Annotated in this window: 22 protein-coding genes and 1 pseudogene; 10 read left to right on the forward strand and 13 right to left on the reverse strand. The window is 71.4% G+C overall.

The annotated features are described in order from the left end of the window. The first annotated feature begins 74 nt into the window (after nucleotides 1-74). Nucleotides 75-257, forward strand: coding sequence for a hypothetical protein (locus tag IG08_RS0132870; protein WP_030610934.1), 183 nt, complete (start codon nucleotides 75-77; stop codon nucleotides 255-257). 304 nt (nucleotides 258-561) lie between these two features. On the opposite strand, the pseudogene IG08_RS0132875 reads toward IG08_RS0132870, so the two are convergent. From IG08_RS0132875 to IG08_RS0132885, 3 genes and pseudogenes are all read right to left on the reverse strand, one after another. Next, a pseudogene (locus tag IG08_RS0132875) lies at nucleotides 562-987 on the reverse strand (GNAT family N-acetyltransferase); the annotation flags it as partial. Nucleotides 988-1042: 55 nt separating this feature from the next. Further along, nucleotides 1043-1570: a hypothetical protein gene (locus IG08_RS0132880; protein WP_030610941.1), complete on the reverse strand. Its 528-nt coding sequence runs from the start codon at nucleotides 1568-1570 to the stop codon at nucleotides 1043-1045. 297 nt (nucleotides 1571-1867) lie between these two features. After that, complete coding sequence (locus IG08_RS0132885) at nucleotides 1868-3265, reverse strand: MFS transporter (protein ID WP_030610944.1); 1398 nt, start codon at nucleotides 3263-3265, stop codon at nucleotides 1868-1870. 112 nt (nucleotides 3266-3377) lie between these two features. On the opposite strand from IG08_RS0132885, the gene IG08_RS0132890 reads away from it, so the two are divergent. The 5 genes from IG08_RS0132890 (at nucleotide 3378) to IG08_RS0132910 (ending at nucleotide 8696) form a co-directional block, all read left to right on the forward strand. Further along, on the forward strand, nucleotides 3378-3986 hold the full coding sequence (locus IG08_RS0132890) for a TetR/AcrR family transcriptional regulator (protein ID WP_030610947.1): 609 nt from the start codon (nucleotides 3378-3380) through the stop codon (nucleotides 3984-3986). A 136-nt stretch (nucleotides 3987-4122) separates the two neighbouring features. After that, on the forward strand, nucleotides 4123-4944 hold the full coding sequence (locus IG08_RS0132895; protein WP_030610950.1) for an SAM-dependent methyltransferase: 822 nt from the start codon (nucleotides 4123-4125) through the stop codon (nucleotides 4942-4944). A 135-nt stretch (nucleotides 4945-5079) separates the two neighbouring features. Continuing rightward, nucleotides 5080-6408, forward strand: coding sequence for an MFS transporter (locus IG08_RS0132900; RefSeq protein WP_030610953.1), 1329 nt, complete (start codon nucleotides 5080-5082; stop codon nucleotides 6406-6408). Then, nucleotides 6405-7784: an alpha/beta fold hydrolase gene (locus IG08_RS0132905; RefSeq protein ID WP_030610958.1), complete on the forward strand. Its 1380-nt coding sequence runs from the start codon at nucleotides 6405-6407 to the stop codon at nucleotides 7782-7784. Before IG08_RS0132900 ends, IG08_RS0132905 begins: the two co-directional genes overlap by 4 nt. A gap of 51 nt (nucleotides 7785-7835) precedes the next feature. Next, the gene (locus IG08_RS0132910; protein WP_030610961.1) at nucleotides 7836-8696 is read left to right on the forward strand and encodes a PaaX family transcriptional regulator; all 861 of its coding nucleotides are present in this window, start codon (nucleotides 7836-7838) and stop codon (nucleotides 8694-8696) included. A 143-nt stretch (nucleotides 8697-8839) separates the two neighbouring features. Here IG08_RS0132910 and IG08_RS0132915 read toward each other — a convergent pair whose 3' ends face one another. After that, entirely contained in the window at nucleotides 8840-9349 is a 510-nt protein-coding gene (locus IG08_RS0132915) for a DUF3515 domain-containing protein (protein WP_030610964.1), read from the reverse strand. A gap of 107 nt (nucleotides 9350-9456) precedes the next feature. Here IG08_RS0132915 and IG08_RS0132920 point away from each other — a divergent pair, with 107 nt between their 5' ends. Continuing rightward, nucleotides 9457-10809, forward strand: a complete 1353-nt coding sequence (locus IG08_RS0132920) for a histidine-type phosphatase (protein WP_030610966.1) — start codon at nucleotides 9457-9459, stop codon at nucleotides 10807-10809. Nucleotides 10810-10886: 77 nt separating this feature from the next. Here IG08_RS0132920 and IG08_RS56045 read toward each other — a convergent pair whose 3' ends face one another. The 7 genes from IG08_RS56045 to IG08_RS0132950 all read right to left on the reverse strand — a co-directional run bounded on the left by IG08_RS56045 (nucleotide 10887) and on the right by IG08_RS0132950 (nucleotide 16733). Then, nucleotides 10887-11072, reverse strand: a complete 186-nt coding sequence (locus IG08_RS56045; RefSeq protein ID WP_052424961.1) for a hypothetical protein — start codon at nucleotides 11070-11072, stop codon at nucleotides 10887-10889. 18 nt (nucleotides 11073-11090) lie between these two features. Further along, on the reverse strand, nucleotides 11091-11510 hold the full coding sequence (locus IG08_RS54635) for a nitronate monooxygenase (protein ID WP_052424962.1): 420 nt from the start codon (nucleotides 11508-11510) through the stop codon (nucleotides 11091-11093). Then, nucleotides 11507-12769, reverse strand: a complete 1263-nt coding sequence (locus IG08_RS0132930; RefSeq protein WP_030610969.1) for an ArgE/DapE family deacylase — start codon at nucleotides 12767-12769, stop codon at nucleotides 11507-11509. Before IG08_RS0132930 ends, IG08_RS54635 begins: the two co-directional genes overlap by 4 nt. 33 nt (nucleotides 12770-12802) lie before the next feature. Beyond that, nucleotides 12803-14230: a sensor histidine kinase gene (locus tag IG08_RS0132935; protein ID WP_030610972.1), complete on the reverse strand. Its 1428-nt coding sequence runs from the start codon at nucleotides 14228-14230 to the stop codon at nucleotides 12803-12805. Then, entirely contained in the window at nucleotides 14231-14959 is a 729-nt protein-coding gene (locus IG08_RS0132940) for a response regulator transcription factor (RefSeq protein WP_199820941.1), read from the reverse strand. Nucleotides 14960-15057: 98 nt separating this feature from the next. Further along, nucleotides 15058-15654, reverse strand: coding sequence for an FMN reductase (locus IG08_RS0132945; RefSeq protein ID WP_030610979.1), 597 nt, complete (start codon nucleotides 15652-15654; stop codon nucleotides 15058-15060). Further along, nucleotides 15651-16733, reverse strand: a complete 1083-nt coding sequence (locus IG08_RS0132950) for an LLM class flavin-dependent oxidoreductase (protein WP_030610981.1) — start codon at nucleotides 16731-16733, stop codon at nucleotides 15651-15653. The genes IG08_RS0132945 and IG08_RS0132950 overlap by 4 nt, the downstream gene beginning before the upstream one ends. Before the next feature lie 129 nt (nucleotides 16734-16862). Between IG08_RS0132950 and IG08_RS0132955 the strand changes: the two genes are divergently transcribed. Further along, nucleotides 16863-17693: a helix-turn-helix domain-containing protein gene (locus IG08_RS0132955; RefSeq protein WP_043455812.1), complete on the forward strand. Its 831-nt coding sequence runs from the start codon at nucleotides 16863-16865 to the stop codon at nucleotides 17691-17693. Here IG08_RS0132955 and IG08_RS0132960 read toward each other — a convergent pair. Further along, nucleotides 17653-18093, reverse strand: coding sequence for a GNAT family N-acetyltransferase (locus tag IG08_RS0132960; RefSeq protein WP_030610987.1), 441 nt, complete (start codon nucleotides 18091-18093; stop codon nucleotides 17653-17655). The two genes, IG08_RS0132955 and IG08_RS0132960, sit on opposite strands and share 41 nt — an antisense overlap. A gap of 158 nt (nucleotides 18094-18251) precedes the next feature. Here IG08_RS0132960 and IG08_RS0132970 point away from each other — a divergent pair, with 158 nt between their 5' ends. Continuing rightward, entirely contained in the window at nucleotides 18252-18590 is a 339-nt protein-coding gene (locus tag IG08_RS0132970) for a DoxX family protein (protein WP_030610990.1), read from the forward strand. 7 nt (nucleotides 18591-18597) lie between these two features. On the opposite strand, the gene IG08_RS0132975 is transcribed toward IG08_RS0132970, so the two are convergent. Further along, nucleotides 18598-19491, reverse strand: a complete 894-nt coding sequence (locus IG08_RS0132975) for an NADP-dependent oxidoreductase (protein WP_030610992.1) — start codon at nucleotides 19489-19491, stop codon at nucleotides 18598-18600. Between the two features lie 128 nt (nucleotides 19492-19619). Between IG08_RS0132975 and IG08_RS0132980 the strand changes: the two genes are divergently transcribed. Next, nucleotides 19620-20018, forward strand: coding sequence for a winged helix-turn-helix transcriptional regulator (locus IG08_RS0132980; protein WP_030610995.1), 399 nt, complete (start codon nucleotides 19620-19622; stop codon nucleotides 20016-20018). Nucleotides 20019-20112: the final 94 nt, after the last annotated feature.

Below are 20112 nucleotides of genomic sequence, written 5' to 3' on the forward strand. Positions count from 1 at the left end.
CCCTCGTGGCGGCGGGCCGATGACGGGATCGTTGATCTCACAAGGTCAACGGCACTCCCGAAAGGCAAAACCCCATGAAGGCGCTCCTCTCCTCCCGCCCCGTCCTCTGGTTCCTGTTCCTGTTCAACCTCGTCGTCGCCATCGCCGCCCCGCTCATCGACGACAGCGCGATGGGCATCGCGACCAGCATCGGCATGGCGGTCGTGTCCCTCGGGGCGGGCGCCGCGCTGTTCAAGGGCCGCGCACAGCGAGCCTGACCACCACTTCGGCCACCCCGATCTCATTGCCCCAGAGGAGCGTCTCCCCATGCCGCACACCACCACCGCAGCGACCAGCACGGCCCGCACCGGCCGCCCGTCATCCACCACCCCCGGCCCGTCACGCCGGACCCCGGCCACCGCCATCCCCGTCATGCCCCTCTGGCAGGGGCTCGCCCACCTCTTCGCCCCGGCGGACAGCGCTCGCGCCTGAGCACTCCCGCGGGTCCTCCAGGGCCGAGGAAGGCGACGGGCCACGCCGACTGTGACGCACCCCGCCCCGGTCATCACCGGGATCAGGGCGTGCACCCATCACGCGGTACATGCCGATCGAGTCGTGCGTGGCGGTGTCGGCGAAGCCGAACTTCTCGTAGAGGAAGCGTGCGGAGCCGTCCGCGATCAACGAAACGTAGGCGGTGGCCGGCGCCCGGCGCTCCAGCTCTTCGGTGAGCGCGGCCATGATGCGCCTGCCGAGACCACGCCCCTGGTGTGCGGGGTGCACGCAGATGTCGACGATCTGGAACGCGGTACCGCCGTCACCGATGATCCGCCCCATGCCGATGGGCACGCCCTCGTGGTGGAGGACCACCCCGTGCCATGTGCGGGGCAGGGCGAGCGCAACCGCTTCCGGGTCCTTGTCCGAGAGGCCGGCATCGGTGCGCATGCGGCGGAAGGCCTCGACCGAGGGCACGCCCACGCGCACCTCGTAAGGATCACTCAAGCTGTCCACTTCCGATCGTGCGATGTGCGCGGTGACGAGCCCGCTCCGGTGCTCGTCCCGTCGGTCAGTGTCCTGCTTCGGCATGGTCGCCGTGGTCGCCGAGCTGGGCCTCGAACCAGTCGTGCAGCGCGTCGACCAGGACCGCCTCTGCGGTCTCGTAGGTGAGGGTGGCCCCGTCGGGCCGCTCCTGGTAGCGCACCGCGATGCGTTCGTAGCCGTCCTGCAGATCCGTCAGGCCCGGCATGCCCTTGCCGTGGATCCGGGCGGGGTCGCCGAAGTCGCCCTGGCCGAACGCCTTGGCCTCCTGCCGGAGGTGGGTGCGTATGAGGTCGACCTGCTGGGCGTCGTCCGGCTGGTCGGCGACGACGTCCTGGACCCCGCCCGTCTCGGTGGGGGTGAAGTGGTGGGTGGTCTCCTCGAGGTCGAACGGCATCACGGTCCGGCCGCGTTCGGCGACCGCTTCCTGGCGGCCGGTCTGCCCGTTGCCGCTCTCTCGCAGCGTGCCGCCGATCAGGAGGGCGGCGCCCAGTGCCGCGCCGACGGCTGCCGCGGTGATGCCTGCCGTCAGCAGCTTGCGCTTGCGGTGATTCATCCAGTGCCTCCAGGGCGTGCAGTACGCCCGCTCCGTTGTGGGTGTTGTGGGTGGGATCGCTGCGATGCCGGTGGCAGGCAGCTGCATCGGGCGGGCCCCACGGCTTCGTCCGCGGGTGGGATCGCTGCGATGCGGTGGCGGGCAGGGCGCATGGGCGGGCCCTTCGGCTTCGCCTGCGCCGCGGCTGTGGAAGCCGGAGCGGCAGTGGAAGCCGGAGCGGCTGTGGAAGTGCGGGCGCGACTGTGGAAGTGCCGGCGCGGCCCACCCCTGCCGGCCTTCGGGACCGTCGGCTCGGGCCTACTCGTGCTTGGCGGGGATCAGCCACACGGCGATGACGGCGGAGGCCGCGGCCATGCCGGTGGCGACGAGGAACGCGTCGTCGAAGCCGGAGGCGGCCTGGGCGCCGGAGTGGGCGGCGATGCTCGTGGCGGCGGCGCTGGAGACGGCCGCGGCGCCGGCCGAGGCGCCGAACTCGTGGAAGGTACTGACGATCCCCGACGTCACCCCGGCCTCGTGGGGAGCGACGTCGGCGAGTGCGGTGGCGGAGGCGACGACGAACAGGGCGCCCAGTCCCGCCGCGGCGACGCTCACGCCGATGACCATCGCGGTGGTTCCGGACCAGAGCACCGGCAGGAGGAACCCGGCGGACGCGACAGCCAGGGAGACCACGGCCAGCAGCCGTGCTCCCAGACGGCCGATCACGCGGCCGGCGGCTGCGGCGGCGGCCATGGTCAGCAGCGCCACCGGCAGGAACAGCACGCCGGTCGTCAGGGCACCGTGGCCCTGCTGGTTCTGGAGGTAGAAGGAGCCGAGGAAGAAGGCCCCCACCATCAGCGCCGTGGTGACAGCGATCACGAAGGTCCCCGCCACGACCGGGCGCCGGCCCAGCAGACGCAGGTCCATCAGCGGCGCCGCCGCCCGGCGTTGCCAGAGGGCGAACGCCGCGTAGCCGACTGCCGCGGCGACGACCAGGGCCACGGTGACGATGTCGAGCCAGCCGTGGTCGCCGGCACGGATCAGGGCGTAGATGAGGGCGCCGGTCGCGGCGGCGACGAGGGCGGCGCCGGGTATGTCGAGGGAGCCGGTGCCCGCGCGCGGCAAGCCGGGCAGGATTCGGGCGAGCGAGACGAGGACGATCAGGCCGACGGGGACGTTGACGAAGAAGACCCAGGCCCAGCCCGGACCTGCCGTGATCAGCCCGCCCAGCAGCACGCCGAGGGCGGCGCCCCCACCGCCGAGCGCCGACCAGATGCCCAGCGCGCGGTTGCGCTCGTCGCCCTCGAACAGCCGCACCACCACGGACAGCGCGGCGGGCGAGAGCAGCGCGGCGCCCGCCCCCTGGGCGATGCGTGCGGCGAGCAGCAGCGGGGCGCCGGTGGCGAGTCCGGCGGCCAGCGACGCGGCGGTGAACACGGCGAGCCCGGCCAGGACGACCCGCTTGGGACCGAACAGGTCCGCGGCCCGGCCGCCGAGCAGCATCAGACTCCCGAACGTGAGGGCGTATCCGCTGACCACCCAGGTCAACGCGGCGCGGTCCAGGTCCAGTTCGGCACCCATGTCGGGCAGTGCGATCGCGACCACGGTGACGTCGAGGATCAGCATCAACTGGGCCAGCCCCAGCAGCCCCAGCGCCGGCCAGCGCAGCGGATGCGGTCCGCCCGCCGCGTGTGTGGTGGTGGTTTCCGTGTCGCCCATGACGCTCACCCCTCATCGCTTCATCGCTAAGTCGTACAACGCTGTTCAGGTTATACGGCCCGGGAGCGTAAGCCAAACAGTGCTGTACGACTTACTGCGGTACTGTGGGCGCATGGGCAGCAAGAGCACCACCAAACGCGCCGACGCCCTGCGCAGCATCGAGGCGATCGCGCAGGCCGCGGCCGAATGCCTCGGACGGAACCCCGAGGCGAGCCTGAGCGAGATCGCGCGCGCCGCGGGCGTGGGCCGGGTGACGCTGTACGCGCACTTCGCCTCCCGGGCGGAGGTCGTCGACGCGGCGATGAGCCGCGCCATCGACCGGGGCAACGAGGTACTGGACACGATCGACCTGACCGGTGACCCGCTGCTCGCCCTGGCGCGGTACATCGAGGCCGGCTGGCACCTGGTGGACCAGGCACGGGCGCTGCTCGCCGCCGCGCAACGGGAACTCTCCGCCGGACGCATCCGCGAACTGCACGCCGGGCCCGCCGCCCGGGTCGAGGCGCTGGTCGCCCGTGGCCGCGCCGAGGGCGCCTTCCGTACGGACCTGCCGGTCGCCTGGATGGTCAATGTCCTGCACGCGGTCATGCACAGCGCGGCAGACGAGATCCGCGCCGGCCGTCTCACCTCCGACCGCGCCGCCGACCACATCACGGCCACGGTGCTCGCCGCCTTCACGCCCCCGGGCAGACCGGTACCCGAGCCCGGTGGCGGGGCGTAACGACAACAGCAGGCCGCCCCGCTCCGGAACACCGGCGTGCCCAACACCCGCCCCGTGCCAGGATGTTGACGCGAAAACCACCCCCTCGGTTCATTCAAGTGGCCAGCCACGAGCCCAGAAACGGAGCCACGCACCCATGACCTCTCCCCGCACCGGCGACAGCGGCGCTCACCCCGTACAGATCGACACGAGCAAGCCCCACCCGGCCCGGATGTACGACTACTTCCTCGGCGGGAAGGACAACTACGAGGTCGACCGGGAGGCCGCCGAGCGCTTCATCAAGGCGGCCCCGGAGGTGCGGGACGGCGTCCGGGCCAACCGGCGTTTCATGCACCGCGCCGTCCGGCACGTGGTGGCGGAGGGTGGCATCCGGCAGATCCTCGACATCGGGACGGGGCTGCCGACCGAGCCCAACGTCCACCAGATCGCGCACTCCGTCGCTCCCGGGACCCGTGTCGCCTACGTCGACAACGACCCGATCGTCAGCACCCACTCGATGGCCCTCATGGCCGACGACGCGGACACCTCCGTAGTCCTGGCCGACCTGCATGACCCCCGGGCCGTCCTCGACCACCCCGGCGTACGCGAGGTCATCGACTTCGACCGGCCCGTGGCGGTGCTGCTGGTCGCCGTCGTGCACTTCCTCGCCGAGGCGGACGACCCGTACGGCATCGTCGCCACCCTCCGCGACGCGCTCCCCGCCGGCTCCTACCTCGTCCTGTCGCACGCCACGGGCGACGTCCACGAGGACCGGCGCGAGGAGGCGGCGGCCGTCTACAACAAGGCCAGCGCCGGCCTCCACCTCCGCCCGCACGCCCAGGTCCTGGACCTCTTCGGAGACTTCACCCTGGTCGACCCGGGCCTGGTCAAGGTCACCGACTGGCGCCCCGACGCCCCCTCGATCCCGGGCGCCCCGCCGATCGGCATCTACGGCGGAGTGGCCCGCAAGGACGGCTGAGCAGCTTCACAAGGCGGGGTCCTCGGACCCCGCCTTCTCCATGCGCCCATCACTTCAATGTTGTGCACTTTATTGACGGCAGTGGCAAACGAGCCTAACTTCGGCGTGTCCTTCCTCCGCTCAAGGGAGAGCGCAATGCCCCCGTCCCCCGCACGAACCCGGCAGCTGCGCATGGTCGCCGCCTCCGGCCTGCTCGGCACCGCCGTCGAGTTCTACGACTTCCTCGTCTACGGCACCGTCGCCGCCCTCGTCTTCGGCGAACTGTTCTTCCCCGGTGCCGACCCCGCCGTAGGCACGATCGCCGCGTTCGGCACCTTCGCCGCCGGCTATGTCGCAAGGCCCCTCGGCGGCATCCTCTTCGGGCACTTCGGCGACCGGCTCGGCCGCAAGTCGATGCTGCTGCTCACCATGGGCCTGATGGGCGCGGCCAGCTTCCTCATCGGCCTGCTGCCCACGTACGACACGATCGGCGTGTGGGCGCCCGTCCTCCTCATCACCCTGCGCGTCGTGCAGGGCATCGCCATCGGCGGTGAATGGGGCGGCGCCACGCTCATGGTCGTCGAGCACGCCGGGGAGCGCCGCCGCGGGCTGTGGTCCAGCTTCACGCAGATGGGAGCCCCGCTCGGCTCCCTGCTGTCCTCGGTGGTCGTCACCTTCGTCGTCGCCATGCCCCGGGACCAGTTCGCGGCGTGGGGCTGGCGCGTGCCGTTCCTGCTGAGCGTGGTGCTGCTCGGCGTCGGACTCTTCGTCCGCCTCAAGGTCGTGGAAAGCCCGCTGTTCGCCGAGGTGAAGAAGGACCGCGCCGAGTCCCGGATGCCTATCCTCGACGTGCTCCGGAAGCCCCGCCCCGTCCTGCTGGCCTGCTGTGTCGGCATCGGCGCCTTCACCGCCCAGTCCCTGCTGACCAGCTACCTGATCGCGTACGCCACCGGCATCGGCTACGCCCGCCCGCAGGTGCTGACCGCGCTCACGGTCTCCGCCTCCGTCGCCCTCGTCGTGCTGCCCTGCGCCTCCATACTCTCCGACCGCGTCGGCCGCCGCCCGGTCGTCCTCGCCGGAGCCCTCGCCTCGGCCGCGCTCGCCTTCCCGGTGATGGCGCTGGTCGACTCGAAGTCGCCCGGGCTGCTGATCCTGGCCGTCGTCCTCGGCCACGGCATCGCCCAGTCGACGATGTACGGCCCGCTCGGCGCCCTGCTCAGCGAGATGTTCGGCACCAAGGTCCGCTACACCGGCGCCTCCCTCGGCTACCAGGGCGCCACCCTCATCGGCGCCGGCTTCTCCCCGATGATCGCCGGCAGCCTGGTGGCGGGCAGCGGCACCAGCACCCCCGTCTCCCTGCTCCTGTGCGGCGGCGCGGCCATCACCGCCGTGACCGTCCTCTTCGTACGCGAGACCAGTCGGCAGTCCCTCGCCGAACCCACCGCAAGCTCCGACGCCCCCCACACGGAGGAGATCACCGCATGACATCCGGCACCCGCACCGCCTTCGTCGCAGCCCTCCTGCTCGCCGTCACCGCCCTGCCCGCCACAACCGCCGCCTCGGCGGACACGACCCACATCGACGGCCAACTCCCCTCGGGCGCCGCGTACACGATGGACGTGCCCGCCGACTGGAACGGCACCGTCCTGCTCTTCAGCCACGGCTACCGCCCCCAGGGCTCCCCCAACCCCGCCCAGAACGGCCCGAACGACGCCACCAAGGCCCTCCTGCTCGACGGCGGCTACGCCCTCATCGGCTCCTCCTACGCCACCACCGGCTGGGCGGTGACGGACGCGGTGCCCGACCAGCTCGCCACCCTCTCCGTCTTCAAGGACCGCTTCGGGACGGCCGAACGCACCATCGCCTGGGGCCAGTCGTACGGCGGACTCGTCACCACCGCCCTCGCCGAACGCGCCCCGCAGCGCATCGACGGCTCCCTCGCCATGTGCGGTCTCGTCCACGGCGGCGTCGCCAACTGGAACAACACCCTCGACCCGGCCTTCGCCGTCAAGACGCTCCTCGCGCCCGGCTCCGACGTCCCACTGGCGGACTTCGCGGACCAGGCGGCCGCCACCAACGCGTCCAACACCCTGGCGGCCGCGGTGGATTCGGCACAGACGACGGCCGAGGGGCGGGCCCGCGTCGCGCTCGCCGCCGCCCTGCACAACATCCCGGTCTGGAACGACCCGTCCCAGACCCGGCCCGCCGAGACCGACTGGGACGCCCAGCAGGCCAACCAGTACACGGCACTCAAGGGCCTGCTCCAGGTCCCCGCGTTCAGCTGGCGGCTGGAGGCCGAGACCCGGGCGGGCGGCAACATGTCCTGGAACACCGGCGTCGACTACGCGAAACTCCTCGGCCAGTCCTCCGTCCGCAAGGAGGTCACCGAGCTGTACAAGAAGGCCGGCCTCTCCCTGCACAAGGACCTCGCGACACTGAATCGCGCCCCACGCGTCAGCGCCGACCCGTCCGCCGTCGCGTGGATGAGCGGCACGAGCGCCTTCACGGGCAAGCTGACCAAGCCACAGTTGGACATCCACACCACCGGCGACGCCCTGGTCCCGGTCCAGACGGAAAGCGCGCTGAAGCGGGCGGTCACCGCAGCCGTTTCCGCTCCCCTGCTCCGCCAGGCGTACGTCGACAACGCCGGCCACTGCACCTTCAGCGCCGGCGAGCAGGTGGCCGCCCTGCACACACTGGAGGCCCGCCTGGACACCGGCAAGTGGACCGGCACCGACCCCGGCACCCTCAACTCCCGTGCCACGGCGGCCGATCCGACGTCCGCCGCCCGCTACGTCACGTACCACCCCACCCCCTACCTGCGGCCGTACGACCTCGCCCACCCCACCGACGGACAGTGACGAGGTACGACCGCCCGCCGCGCTCCCGGCGGGCGGTCGTACTCTTTCCCCGTGGAGGACATAGACATCCTGGACACCTCGGACAACGACGTTACGGACGACGGCCCGGCGCCGCGCCCGCAGTCGCTCATGCTCGCCTTCTTCGGCAACCACGTGCTGGAGCAGGGCGACCTGTGCGTCTACTCGGGCAGCATCATCGACGCACTCGGCCGCGTCGGGGTCGGTGAACAGGCCGTACGCTCCACCCTCACCCGCATGGTCAACCGCGGCCTGCTGCGACGCCAACGGGAGGGCCGGCGCATGTACTTCGGCCTCACCCCGCAGGCGGCCCGCGTCCTGGAGGGCGGCCGTGACCGCATCTGGAAACAAGGTGCCGTCAACGACGACTGGGACGGCTCCTGGACCCTGCTCGCCTTCTCCCTGCCCGACTCCTGGAAGCGCCAGCGCCACGACCTGCGTTCACGGCTGGCCTGGTCGGGCTTCGGCGCGCTGTACAGCGGGCTGTGGATCGCGCCGGGACATGTCGACGTCTCCTCCGTCGTCTCGGAACTCGGCCTGTCCGCCCACGTCAAGATCTTCCACTCCGTGGCCGACGTGGCCACGGACATCGGCACCATGATCAGCGACACCTGGGACCTCGAGAGCATCGCCGCCCGCTACGTCTCCTTCGACAAGCGCTGGACCGCCCACCTGAGCGCCGGTTCCGGCGAGGACCCGATCGGCACCCGCCTGCGCCTGGTCAGCGAGTGGCTCTGGACCATCCGCGCCGACCCTAGGCTCCCGGCCCGCCACCTCCCACCCGAGTGGCCGGCCCGGCCCGCCCAGGAGACCTTCCGACGGGTCGCGGAACAGACGGCGGCGCCTGCGAATTCGATGGCACGGGAGCTGCTGGAGACGGCGCCGCTGGAGTAGGCATCTCAGCGGCCTCGGTGAACTCCGGTGCGGTATCGCGCTCCCCAAGGGGCGCGGGGCTGTGTCGACATGCGGCGCCGCCGCGTGGGCGCGACCAGCCCCCACCGGCCCGCGGGTTCGACACCGCGCTCCCAGCGGAGCACTCAGGCCACCGGCTGGGGTACGTCCTCGTCCCCGATGCACTCCGCGGTCTGCGCGATCGGCTTCACGGCACGGCTCAGCTCCACCAGGACCTCGTCGATGCCGGCGACCCGGTCGGAGATCCTGACCTCTACGGCGGGATCGCGGCCGTAGGTGACGAGGACCTTGCTGCCGCCCCGGGACGTCGCGTCCCGCCACACCCAGTCGACGTCGTCGATGTCGATACACGCCTCGACCGTCGGCTCGGGCGGGTTGAGGCCGCAGCGGAGGGTCACCGCTCCGTCGCCCCAGACGGCGACACCGGCCATGGAGACGGTCGCGCGCCGCTGGCCGCCCAGGCCGGACGGGTAGCCCTTGGCGATACGCGCGCACTCCGGGGCGTCGGCCCGGGGCGCGGGCTGGACACCGAAGGAGGGTGAGTCGACTTCGTGCACGACGAGAGCCGCCCCTACGACCAGTCCGGCGACGGCGAGGGTCAGAGCGACCCGCCTTCTGTGCGGACGGATGTCCATCATCACTCCCCCATGATCGTCTGTCTTGACCGTAGCTGGCCCTCCCAGGACCCCCGCCGCCGCCCCGAGGCCACCCACCGTTCACGTCCTCCGCAAACGATGCGCCCATGAGACGCACGCCCGCCCTGGCCGCCCTCGGCCTCGCCGCCCTTCTGGCGGCCCCGCTGCCCGCGCACGCTGCAGCGGAGCACCACAGCACCAGCACCGACACCGTTCTCGGGTCGAAGGCTCCGTACGAGCCCGAGCAGAACCCGCGCACCTACCAGCAGGCCCCCGCCGGCTTCGCCCCCGTCTTCACCGAGAACGTGTCCCGGCACGGCTCCCGCTCCGCCACCGACAGCGAGGACGGGGACCTGATCCTGGCGCTGCTGAAGAAGGCGGACGGCGAGGGTCAACTCACCGCCAAGGGCCGGGAGTTGGGACCCAAGGTACAGGCGCTGCTCGACGCGATGAGCACCGTGGGTTACGGCAACCTCAGCGCGCGCGGCAAGCAGGAGATGCACGACACGGCCGTACGGCTGGCCAAGCGGCTGCCCGGCCTGTTCCAGCAGATCGCCAAGGACAAGGAGTCCATCGACGTCGTCAGCTCCGGACAGGGGCGGGCCGTCGACAGCGGGAACCAGTTCGTCACCGGTCTCACCGACACCGACCCGGCGCTGAAGCCGCTGATCGGGGCGACCCGCACGGACAAGGACCTGCTCTACTTCCACAAGGCGGCCGGTGGCGCGGCGTACCGCGACTACATCGACAACGACGAGCGCCTGGCGAGCACCCTCAAGAGCATCACGGACCAGCCCGCGACCGACCGCGCCGCCCGCCGCGTACTGAAGAAGCTCTTCAAGGACGACTTCGTCGACGCTCTCGCGAAGGACGACCGGGTCGCCGCCGCCGAGGCCGTCTACAACCTCTACGCCATCGCCCCCGCCATGGTCCAGGAGAGCCCGGGCGGCAAGGGGTGGGGCATGGAGCGGTACATCTCGCTGAAGGACGCCGCCTGGTTCGGCTACCTCGGTGACGCCGAGGACTTCTACGAGAAGGGGCCGGGCTTCGCCGACAGCGACATCACCTACAAGATGGCCGACGTCCTCCTCGACGACCTCTTCAAGCAGGTCGAGGCCAAGCGCGACGGCACCAGCGACCTGGGCGCCGAACTCCGCTTCACCCACGCCGAGGAGATCATCCCGCTGGCCGCGCTGATGGGCCTGCCGGGCAGCACGCAGGGGGTCACCACCGAGCAGCCGTACACCTACGCCACCAACGCATGGCGGGGCGCGAACGTGGCACCGCTCGGCGCGAACATCCAGTGGGACGTCTTCCGCAAGGGCGACACCTACCTCGTGCGGATGCTCTACAACGAGAAGGAGACGGCGTTCAAGGCGGGCTGCCGGCCGATCTCCAAGGGCAGCAAGTTCTACGACCTGAACGAGCTGGAGCGCTGCTTCGGGCGTACGACCTCCTGACGCGGCCAGCGCCGCGTCAGCGCCCTCCGGCCCGGGCCAGGGCTTCCTCGGCCCGGCCGCCGGCGGCAGGTCGGTGATCAGGTCGACGGCCTCGCCGCCCACACCGGCAACGGAGAGATACGGCCCCGGGACTGGTCGGCCCGGTAGGCCTGTCGGGCGTCGTCGGGGTACGCGGCGAGCTCCGCTTCACGCGCCTCGGCAGTAGCCTGGAACCGGGAGCCGGCCAGCGCGCCGGCCGCCCCCAGCACCAGGGCGGCGGCCATCCGCAATCCCTCCGACCGCTAAGCGGGTCCGGCAAAGTCCAGTGCGGTTCTGCAGCGCCTCAAAGGGGCGCGGGGAACTGCGCGACCAGCCCCCACCGGCCCGCGGCCAACGAACCGCCCAACCAGCGGAGCGCTTGGCTCCGGATCCCCGAAGGACAGCATGACCGCCCGCGGACCGTACTCCAGCGCGTGCTCCACCGCCCGCACCTCGGTCTGCCAGGTCAGGAACCCGACACCCCACGGCTTCCCGGCACCGGACACGAGCGGCAACTCCCGGTCCAGCAGCTCCCGTTCACCGCCCCCGACGCCCACCAGCCCCAGCCCGCCGCCCCGCGATACGGCCGCCGCCAGCGCACCCCCGGCCGATCCACCCATCGGCGCCAAGGCGATCGGATGCCGTACCCCGAACAGTTCCGTGAACGCCGTCGACAACGTCACTTCACCCCCACCTCCCGCAGCACCGTGACCGCCAACGTCCGGGCCACCTCCACGACTTCCCGGACGGACACCCGCTCACGCGGACTGTGCGCCACGCCGATGTCCCCCGGCCCGAACTGCAGCGCGGGAATCCCGGCCCCGGCGTAAAGCCTCAAGTCGCTGCCGTACGGCGCCCCACGCTCCCTGAGACGCGTGCCACCGACGTCCAGGTGCGCGCCCCGGATCACGTCCGGCAACGGATGCCCCTCCGGCAGCCGCCCACTCGCGAACTGCCCACCCGGCCACGTCACGACCGCCGGGTGCTCCCGCAGCCAGGCATCCCCGTCACACACCTCGGCCACACACCGCTCGAAGGCGGCCCGCACCACCGCCGGCTCCTCCCCCAGCCGCACCCCCAACCGCCCCTCCGCGACGAGCAGATCGGGCACGCTGCTGGCCCAGTCGCCCGAGCGCACCGTCCCCACCGACAGCGCGTACGGGATCGGATACTCGGCCATCAACGGGTGCGGATCCCGGTTCCGTTCCGACTCCAGCCGACCGAGCGCCCGATGCAACGGCACGTACGCGTCGATCGCGCTCACGCCCTCCTCCCGCGAACTGGCGTGCGCGGCCTTGCCGTTCACGGTGATCCGAAAGGTCAACGCACCCGCGTTGGCGGTGACGAGCGTCCCGGAGGTCGGCTCGCCGATGACGCACACATCACCGCCGTATCCCCGCTGCAAGGTCCCGAAGGCCCCCAGCCCCCCGTCCTCCTCACCCACCACGAAGTGAGCGGCCACCCGCCCCCGCAGCCGCACCCCACTCGCCCGGATCGCCGCCAGCACGGCCAGATGCACCGCCAGCCCGGCCTTCATGTCGCACGCCCCGCGCCCGTGCACGACATCCCCGGTCACCCGGGGCACGAACGGATCCCCCTCCCACGCGGCGAGATCCCCCGGCGGTACGACGTCCACGTGCCCCTGCAACACGAAGACGGGCCCGTCACCGCCCCGCGCCGTCTCGCCCACCAGCCCCCACGCCTCGTCGCGCGGCGCCTCCGCCCCCGGAAAGTCGGGGTGCGCGAGCAGCGCGGGCAGCTCCATGGACCACAGGTCGACATCGAGCCCGAGCCGCTCCAGCCGCCCGGCCAGCTGATGCTGAAGCTCCGACTCGGCCGCGCTCCCGGTCACGCTCGGGATCGCGATCAGCTCCAGCAGTGTCCGGGCAACGGCCCCCTCGTCGATCTCCGCCAGTACGGCGGCCTCCTGATCACTGAGCACGCGTCCATCCCTTCCCCGAACGGCCGGGGCGCCTCAGGACCCCCCACCCACAGTGAACCCGATCACCACCCCGCCGCCCTCCCGCGGATACGCGAACGGCGCACCCCCATGCGCCAGCGCGACCTCCCGCACGATGGACAGCCCCAGTCCCGACCCCGGCAACGAGCGTGCGTCGGCGGCCCGGTAGAAGCGGTCGAAGACACGGACGAGGTCGGCGTCCGCGATACCGGGCCCCCGGTCGAGGACCTCGACACGCACCGTCCCCGACCGGGCGGGCCCGGCCACCGTGATCTCGATCGGTGCGGTGCCGTCGCGGTCGAACTTGGCCGCGTTCTCGACGAGGTTGGAGATCGCCCGCTGAAGCATCCCCGGCCGCCCGTCGGTGCTCGTGTCACCGCTCGCGTGGATGACGACCACCCGCCCGGTACGCCGCCGGGACAGCCCCGCGACGTCCTCGGCGAGGTCCGCGAGATCGACCCGCTGCGGCGGCTCGGTGTCGGACTGCCCGGCCGCGAGGTCGACCAACTCGTTGACGAGGTCGGTCAGTTCGCGGGCCTCCTGGCTCAGATCGGCCACCAGCTCGTCCCGGGTGGACGGCGGCAGTTCGTCGATCCGCCGCAGCAGCGAGATGTTCGTACGCAGCGAAGTGAGCGGCGTCCGCAGCTCGTGCCCCGCGTCCTGCACCAGCCGCCGCTGGTCCTCCTCCGACTGGGCCAGCCGCCCCAGCATCCGGTCGAAGGCCCGCCCCAGCCGCCCCACCTCGTCGTACCCCGTGACCGGCACCTCGATCCCGAGCCGCCGCGTACGGGCGACGTCCTCGGCCGCCGACGTGAGGATCACCAGCCGGCGAGTGATCCGCCGGGCCAGCCACCATCCGAACAGCCCGGCCGCGATCACGACCGCGACCATGAGGCTCAACGTCCGCTGCTGGAGCGCCCGCAGCAGATCCTCGGTGTCGCTGAACTCCTGCGCGACCTGCACGGCCCCCCGGCCACCCCCCAGCGAGACGGTGGCGACACGGTAGACGTCGTCACCGACGCCGACCTCCTTGTGCACGGTCATCCGCCCGGCGGTGCCGTCGAGAGCGATCCGCTTGTCGGCAGCACGGACCGGCAACCCCGGCTGCCCGGGATCGACGACCGCGCCGTCCGGCCCGAGCACCTGCACGTCCGTACGGGCCGGCCGTACGAGATCGTGCCCGGGCGCGGACGACGAGAAGTCCTCCGTCGTCATCTTGTGCTGCCGCACCTCGTCCCGCAGATCCTGCACGACCTGGTCGAACACGGACTCCTGGTCCACCCGGACGAGCCGGGCGGCGGCGCCGTAGGAGAGCACACCGACGAGGACGGTCACGGCGGCGGTGACCGCGGCGAACGAGACGGCGAAGGTGGTCCGCAGAGACAGCAGCCGAGGCCGCGGCCGGGCCCAGATCCGGGCCCACCGCCGCGCCAGGCGCCCCACTCAGTCCTCCCGCAGCACGTAACCCACGCCGCGCACCGTGTGGATCAGCTGAGGCGCCCCGGGGTCGTCGAGCTTGCGGCGCAGATAGCCGACGTAGACGGCGAGGTTCTTGGAGCCGGGCCCGAAGTCATAGCCCCAGATCCGGTCGTAGATGGTGGAGTGGTCGAGCACGATCCCGGCGTTCCGCACGAGCAGCTCCAGCAGCTCGAACTCGGTACGGGTCAGCTCCAGCTCCCGCCCCGCGCGCCAGGCCCGCCGCGCCTGCACGTCCATCCGCAGCCCGGCCGCCTCGATCCGCCCCACGGGAACCTCGGGAACGTGCGCCGCCTTGACCGCGGCCTCCGCCGGAGCCATCCCGTCCGGACTGGTCCGACGCAACAGGGCACGCAACCGGGCGAAGACCTCCTCCACATCGAAGGGCTTCACCACATAGTCGTCGGCGCCCGCGTCCAGTCCCGCGATCCGGTCGGCGGTCTCCACGAGCGCCGTCAGCATCAGGATCGGCGTACGGTCGCCCTCGGCGCGCAGCACCCGGCAGACCTGCAGCCCGTCGATCCCGGGCATCATCACATCGAGGACCAGCACGTCCGGTGGCGTCTTGTGGGCCTGCGCCAGCGCCTCGACGCCGTCGGCGACCGCGGTGACCCGGTAACCCTCCAGCGTCAGGGCGCGCTCCAGCGCGTGACGGATGGCGCGGTCGTCTTCGGCGAGCAGCACGTTTTGGGGCACGCCCCCAGTCTGCCAAGCCCGCCTCGTCGTACGACGTGATGAGCAGCTCACCGGGCACCCTTCTTACAGCCTTCTCACCCGCCGGAGGGAACGCGCCGTCACGCCCGCAGCGCCGCCAGCCGCTCCTCGAACGGCACGACCTCAGCGAAGCCGTCGGAGGCCTTCTCCCCGGGGCGAGCCCCCGACAGCCCGCTCATCAGCCCCGCCAGCTCCCCCGCCGCCCGCTCGATCCGCGCGTCCAGCCCCTCCGCGCCCCAGTCCTCGGAGGCGGCGTACACCCCGGTCGGGACGACGACGGTCTTCAGGTGGGCGAAGAGCGGCCGGAGCGCGTGCTCCAGGACGAGCGAGTGACGAGCGGTACCGCCGGTCGCGGCGAGCAGCACGGCCCTGCCCGCCAGGGCGTCGGGCTCGATCACGTCGAAGAAGGACTTGAACAGCCCGCTGTACGACGCCGAGAACACCGGAGTGACCACGATCAGCCCGTCCGCCCCCGTCACCGCGTCGATCGCGGCGGACAGCGACCGTCCCGCGAACCCGTTGGTGAAGTTGTGCGCGATCTCCACGGCGAGCTCGCGCAGCTCGACGACCTGCACGTCGACCGGGGTCCGCCGCCCCACGGCCGCGGCCAGCCGGTCCCCCAGCAGCCGCGTGGACGACGGAACACTCAGCCCGGCCGAGACGACTACGAGCTTCATACCGCGACCTCCTGAGCCTTGAGCAGCGACGCGTGCGTCGGCGCCTCCGGCACCTCCGCCGGCCGCCCGACCGCGAACTCCTTCCGCAGCACCGGCACGACCTCCTCGCCCAGCATGTCGATCTGCTCGAGGACGGTCTTCAGCGGCAGCCCGGCGTGGTCGACGAGGAACAGCTGGCGCTGATAGTCACCGGCGTACTCCCGGAACTTCAGCGTCTTCTCGATGACCTGCTCCGGGGAGCCGACGGTCAGCGGGGTCTGGTCGGTGACGTCCTCCAGGGAGGGCCCGTGCCCGTACACCGGAGCCACGTCGAAGTAGGGCCGGAACTCCCGCACCGCGTCCTGCGAATTGCGGCGCATGAAGATCTGACCGCCCAGCCCCACGATGGCCTGCTCTGCCGTCCCGTGCCCGTAGTGCGCGTACCGGCTCCGGTACAGCTCGACCATCCGCTTGGTGTGGTCGGCCGGCCAGAAGATGTTGTTGTGGAAGAAGCCGTCGCCGTAATAGGCGGCCTGCTCGGCGATCTCGGGCGAGCGGATCGAGCCGTGCCAGACGAACGGCGGAACCCCGTCCAGCGGCCGCGGCGTGGACGTGAACCCCTGCAACGGCGACCGGAACTTCCCCTCCCAGTTCACCACGTCCTCGCGCCACAGCCGGTGGAGCAGGGCGTAGTTCTCGATGGCGAGGTTGATGCCCTGGCGGATGTCCTGCCCGAACCACGGATACACGGGGCCGGTGTTCCCGCGCCCCATCATCAGGTCCACCCGGCCGTCCGCGAGCTGCTGGAGCATCGCGAAGTCCTCGGCGATCTTCACCGGGTCGTTGGTGGTGATGAGGGTGGTGGAGGTGGAGAGGATCAACCTCTCGGTCTGCGCGGCGATGTAGCCGAGCATGGTCGTCGGGGAGGACGGCACGAACGGCGGGTTGTGGTGCTCACCGGTGGCGAACACATCAAGGCCCACCTCCTCGGCCTTCAGCGCGATGGCGACCATGGCCTTGATGCGCTCGCGCTCGGTCGGCGTACGGCCCGTCGTCGGGTCCGGCGTGACGTCGCCGACGCTGAAGATCCCGAACTGCATGGTCGCTCAACCTCCAAGTTGTTGACCGTTAAACTATACAGTCGAACGGCCACTCCGGCCCACCTATTCCCCCACGGCCGGAACCCGCTTACGAGTATCAATGTCAGTGGGGCGCCCTACGATCCCCCCATGCCCGCCCCACGCCGTGACACCCGAGGCATCGTCGACGCCGCAGGCCTCCTCGCGCACGTGGACTTCCGCCGCCCCGAACCCGCCGAGCCCCTGCGCCACCACGTCGAGCAGTACTGGCTGATCGACTGGGACCTGCCCCAGCCGTACGTCTCCCACGTGGTCCCGCACCCGGCCGTCCACATCGTCTTCCAGCAGTTCGAGGGCCAGGACCCCTTCGTCGAGATCGCGGGCATCCAGCACGGCCTCTTCACCCAGAAACTGGAGGGCCGGGGCCGGGTCTGCGGCATCAAGTTCCGCCCGGGCGGCTTCCGCCCCTTCGCCCCCGAGCACCCGGTGACGCACTGGACGGGCCACCGCATACGACAGCCCGCCGCCCTCCCCGACATCGACCCCACCACGATCCTCGCCCCACCCGACGAGAAGGCCCGCATCGAAGCCCTCGACGCCTTCCTCCTACGGCTCGCCCCACACCCCGACCCCCAGGCGGACCTGGCGATGACCCTCGTCGAGCGCATCCGCACCGACCGCACGATCCGCCGCGTGGCCGACTTCGCGGCAGCGGAAGGCCTCTCCGTACGACTGCTGCAGCGCCTGTTCGCCGCATACGTCGGCGTGGGCCCGAAGTGGGTCATCCTCCGCTACCGCATCCACGAGGCCCTGGAACGCGCGGAGGCCGAACGGGCAGTGGACTGGGCGGGACTGGCGGCCGACCTGGGCTACGCCGACCAGGCCCACCTGGTCCGGGACTTCACGACGACGGTGGGGATGTCACCGAAGGCCTACGCGACTACGGCCGGCCCAGGCGCTTCACGAAGTGGAACCCCGTGATGTCCATCCGCTCCCGCAGATAGAAGCGGTGGGCGTCGGTGCGACGCGTACCGGAGTCCAGGTTCAGCACATGGCAGCCGAGGGCGCGGGCCCGGTCCTCGAGATACCCGAGGAGCGCGCGCCCCACGCCACCGGAGCGGGCCGTCTCGGCGGTCACGAGGTCGTCGACGTACAGCTTGCGCAGGGAGCTGGTGTTCACGATCACCCGCCACCCGGCGACCCCCACGCACGTCGTCCCGTCGTCGCCGTAGGCGGCGGTGAACCGCAGCCCCTGCGCGTACCCCTCGGCGTACACCTCCGCGAAGAGCTCCTCGGTGAGGTGCGGACGCAGCTCACGCAGCACGGGCAGTATCTCGACGGCCAGGCGCGGATCCCCGGGCTCCAGATCAATGATCTTCATGGCTCCGACCCTAGGGCCTGTCCGGCGGATCCCCCGAGCGACCTCCGCCGAAAAAACCTCGCGCTCCCTGTCACACACCCCGTGCGCCCCGGGTCAACCCGATGAACCCGCCGAACCGGAACAACCCGGAGCGACCCGGAGCAACGAGGAGCCACAGCATGTCCATCGCCCACGTCATCGTCACCGTCCTTGCCGCCGCCATGGCCGGCTACTCCGGCATCGTCGTCCTGACCCGCGCCGAGTGGATCGTCAAGGCCCTCACCGACTACCGCGTACCGCAGTCATGGTGGAACCGGCTCGGCGCGGCCAAGACCGCCGGGGCCGTGGGCCTGCTGATCGGCCTGTTCGTGCCGGCCATCGGGATCGCGGCCGGGATCGGCCTGGTGCTGTACTTCACCGGAGCCGTGGTGACCGTGGCCCGCGCCCGCTGGTACGCGCACCTCCCGTTCCCGCTGGTCTACGCGGCCCCGGTGATCGCCGCCCTCGCCCTGGCCTGAACCGGAATCACGGGACCAGCACGATCCGCCCCCGCACCCCGCCCTCCGCGAGCCGGGCGTGCGCCTTCGACGCCTCGTCGAGGGCGTACGTCTCGGCCACCCGGAGGGTCAGCGCCCCCTCGTCCACCAGCCCGACCAGCTCGGCGAGACGCACCCCGTCCGCCTGCACCTCGACGGCCGTCGTCCGCACGCCGCGCACCGACGCCGGATGCGCCTTCGGGATCACGCCGACGAAGGCGCCCCCGTCCCGCACCCACGCGAGGGCCGTCTCACCGAGGATCGCCGCGTCGAGGACGGCGTCGAAAGCGCCCGCCTCCGCCCCGCCGACGGCGAAGTGCGACGCCCCCAGCGACCGTACGAATTCCTCGTCCCCCGCCCTGGCCAGCGCGGCCACCGACACCCCACGACGGACGGCGAGTTGGACGGCGTACCCGCCGACCGCACCCGCCGCACCGGTCACCAGCAGCGACTGCCCCGGCGCCAACTCCAGGAGATCCAGGGCCTGTACGGCGGCCAGGGCGTTCAGCGGCAGAGTCGCGGCCGCGACCACGCCCACCGTCCTCGGCGCGAGCGCCACCGCGTCCGTGCCCACGACGACGTACTCGGCGTGCGAGCCCAGCGGCTTCTCGGCCACGCCGGGGTGCAGCGCCACGACTTCATCCCCCACATTCCACGCACTCGCGGCCCCCACCGCGTCCACCGTCCCGGCGACGTCCCAGCCGAGCCCGACCTGTTTCCCCTCGCCCCCGAAGACGCCCGCACGCATCCCGGCGTCCACCGGGTTCAGCGCGGCCGCCGCGACCTTGATCCGCACCTGACGCGCGGCCGGCTCGGGCACCTCGGTCTGCACGACCCGTACGGCCTCGGGCCCGCCGAACGTCGTCACCACCGCAGCACGCATGACCGTCAACTCCCCATATGTCACTGTCCGCTTCGGTATCTCCTCAGCTGCCGGCAACCCTAGGAAGAGCTACTATCCATTCGGAAGTAGTTACCTGAGAGTGCGTACCTACCCCGGAGGTGAGCGCGATGCCGACCACGACGGCGGCCCAACGGCGCGAACAGGCACGCATCGAGTACGACGCGTTCATCAAGGAGTGCCCCACCCACCAACTCCTGGGCCGCATCAGCGAGAAGTGGGCGTGCCTCATCGTCGCCGCGCTCACTCCCGGCCCCCTGCGCTACAGCGACCTCGCCCGGAAACTCGCCGGTGTGAGCCCCAAGATGCTGACGCAGACACTGCGTTCACTGGAACGCGACGGACTCGTCTCCCGCACGGTGACCCCGTCCGTCCCCGTCCGCGTCGACTACGAACTCAGCGAACTCGGCCGCAGCCTCGCCCAGATGATGATCGCCGTGAAGAACTGGGCGGAGACCCACATCGAGGAAGTACACGAGGCACGGGACCGCTACGACGCCGACAACTAGGCGCTGTTTCTCGGATCCCCTTACGTGGGTGGGGTGTTGGGGTCAGGCTGGCTGCATGGGACGTGGTGACCTGACGAACGCGGAGTGGGATCGA

Source organism: Streptomyces fulvoviolaceus (assembly GCF_000718165.1).
GTDB classification, from domain to species: Bacteria; Actinomycetota; Actinomycetes; order Streptomycetales; family Streptomycetaceae; genus Streptomyces; species Streptomyces fulvoviolaceus.

Coding starts and splice junctions, on each gene's coding strand:
- IG08_RS0132900 (WP_030610953.1), top strand. CDS start 5,080: ATGCCCCCGTCCCCCGCACGAACCCGGCAGCTGCGCATGGTCGCCGCC.
- IG08_RS0132890 (WP_030610947.1), top strand. CDS start 3,378: ATGGGCAGCAAGAGCACCACCAAACGCGCCGACGCCCTGCGCAGCATC.
- IG08_RS0132870 (WP_030610934.1), top strand. CDS start 75: ATGAAGGCGCTCCTCTCCTCCCGCCCCGTCCTCTGGTTCCTGTTCCTG.
- IG08_RS0132915 (WP_030610964.1), bottom strand. CDS start 9,349: ATGGACATCCGTCCGCACAGAAGGCGGGTCGCTCTGACCCTCGCCGTC.
- IG08_RS0132970 (WP_030610990.1), top strand. CDS start 18,252: ATGTCCATCGCCCACGTCATCGTCACCGTCCTTGCCGCCGCCATGGCC.
- IG08_RS0132920 (WP_030610966.1), top strand. CDS start 9,457: ATGAGACGCACGCCCGCCCTGGCCGCCCTCGGCCTCGCCGCCCTTCTG.
- IG08_RS0132945 (WP_030610979.1), bottom strand. CDS start 15,654: ATGAAGCTCGTAGTCGTCTCGGCCGGGCTGAGTGTTCCGTCGTCCACG.
- IG08_RS56045 (WP_052424961.1), bottom strand. CDS start 11,072: ATGGCCGCCGCCCTGGTGCTGGGGGCGGCCGGCGCGCTGGCCGGCTCC.
- IG08_RS0132895 (WP_030610950.1), top strand. CDS start 4,123: ATGACCTCTCCCCGCACCGGCGACAGCGGCGCTCACCCCGTACAGATC.
- IG08_RS0132960 (WP_030610987.1), bottom strand. CDS start 18,093: ATGAAGATCATTGATCTGGAGCCCGGGGATCCGCGCCTGGCCGTCGAG.
- IG08_RS0132950 (WP_030610981.1), bottom strand. CDS start 16,733: ATGCAGTTCGGGATCTTCAGCGTCGGCGACGTCACGCCGGACCCGACG.
- IG08_RS0132905 (WP_030610958.1), top strand. CDS start 6,405: ATGACATCCGGCACCCGCACCGCCTTCGTCGCAGCCCTCCTGCTCGCC.
- IG08_RS0132980 (WP_030610995.1), top strand. CDS start 19,620: ATGCCGACCACGACGGCGGCCCAACGGCGCGAACAGGCACGCATCGAG.
- IG08_RS0132955 (WP_043455812.1), top strand. CDS start 16,863: ATGCCCGCCCCACGCCGTGACACCCGAGGCATCGTCGACGCCGCAGGC.
- IG08_RS0132880 (WP_030610941.1), bottom strand. CDS start 1,570: ATGAATCACCGCAAGCGCAAGCTGCTGACGGCAGGCATCACCGCGGCA.
- IG08_RS0132885 (WP_030610944.1), bottom strand. CDS start 3,265: ATGGGCGACACGGAAACCACCACCACACACGCGGCGGGCGGACCGCAT.
- IG08_RS0132975 (WP_030610992.1), bottom strand. CDS start 19,491: ATGCGTGCTGCGGTGGTGACGACGTTCGGCGGGCCCGAGGCCGTACGG.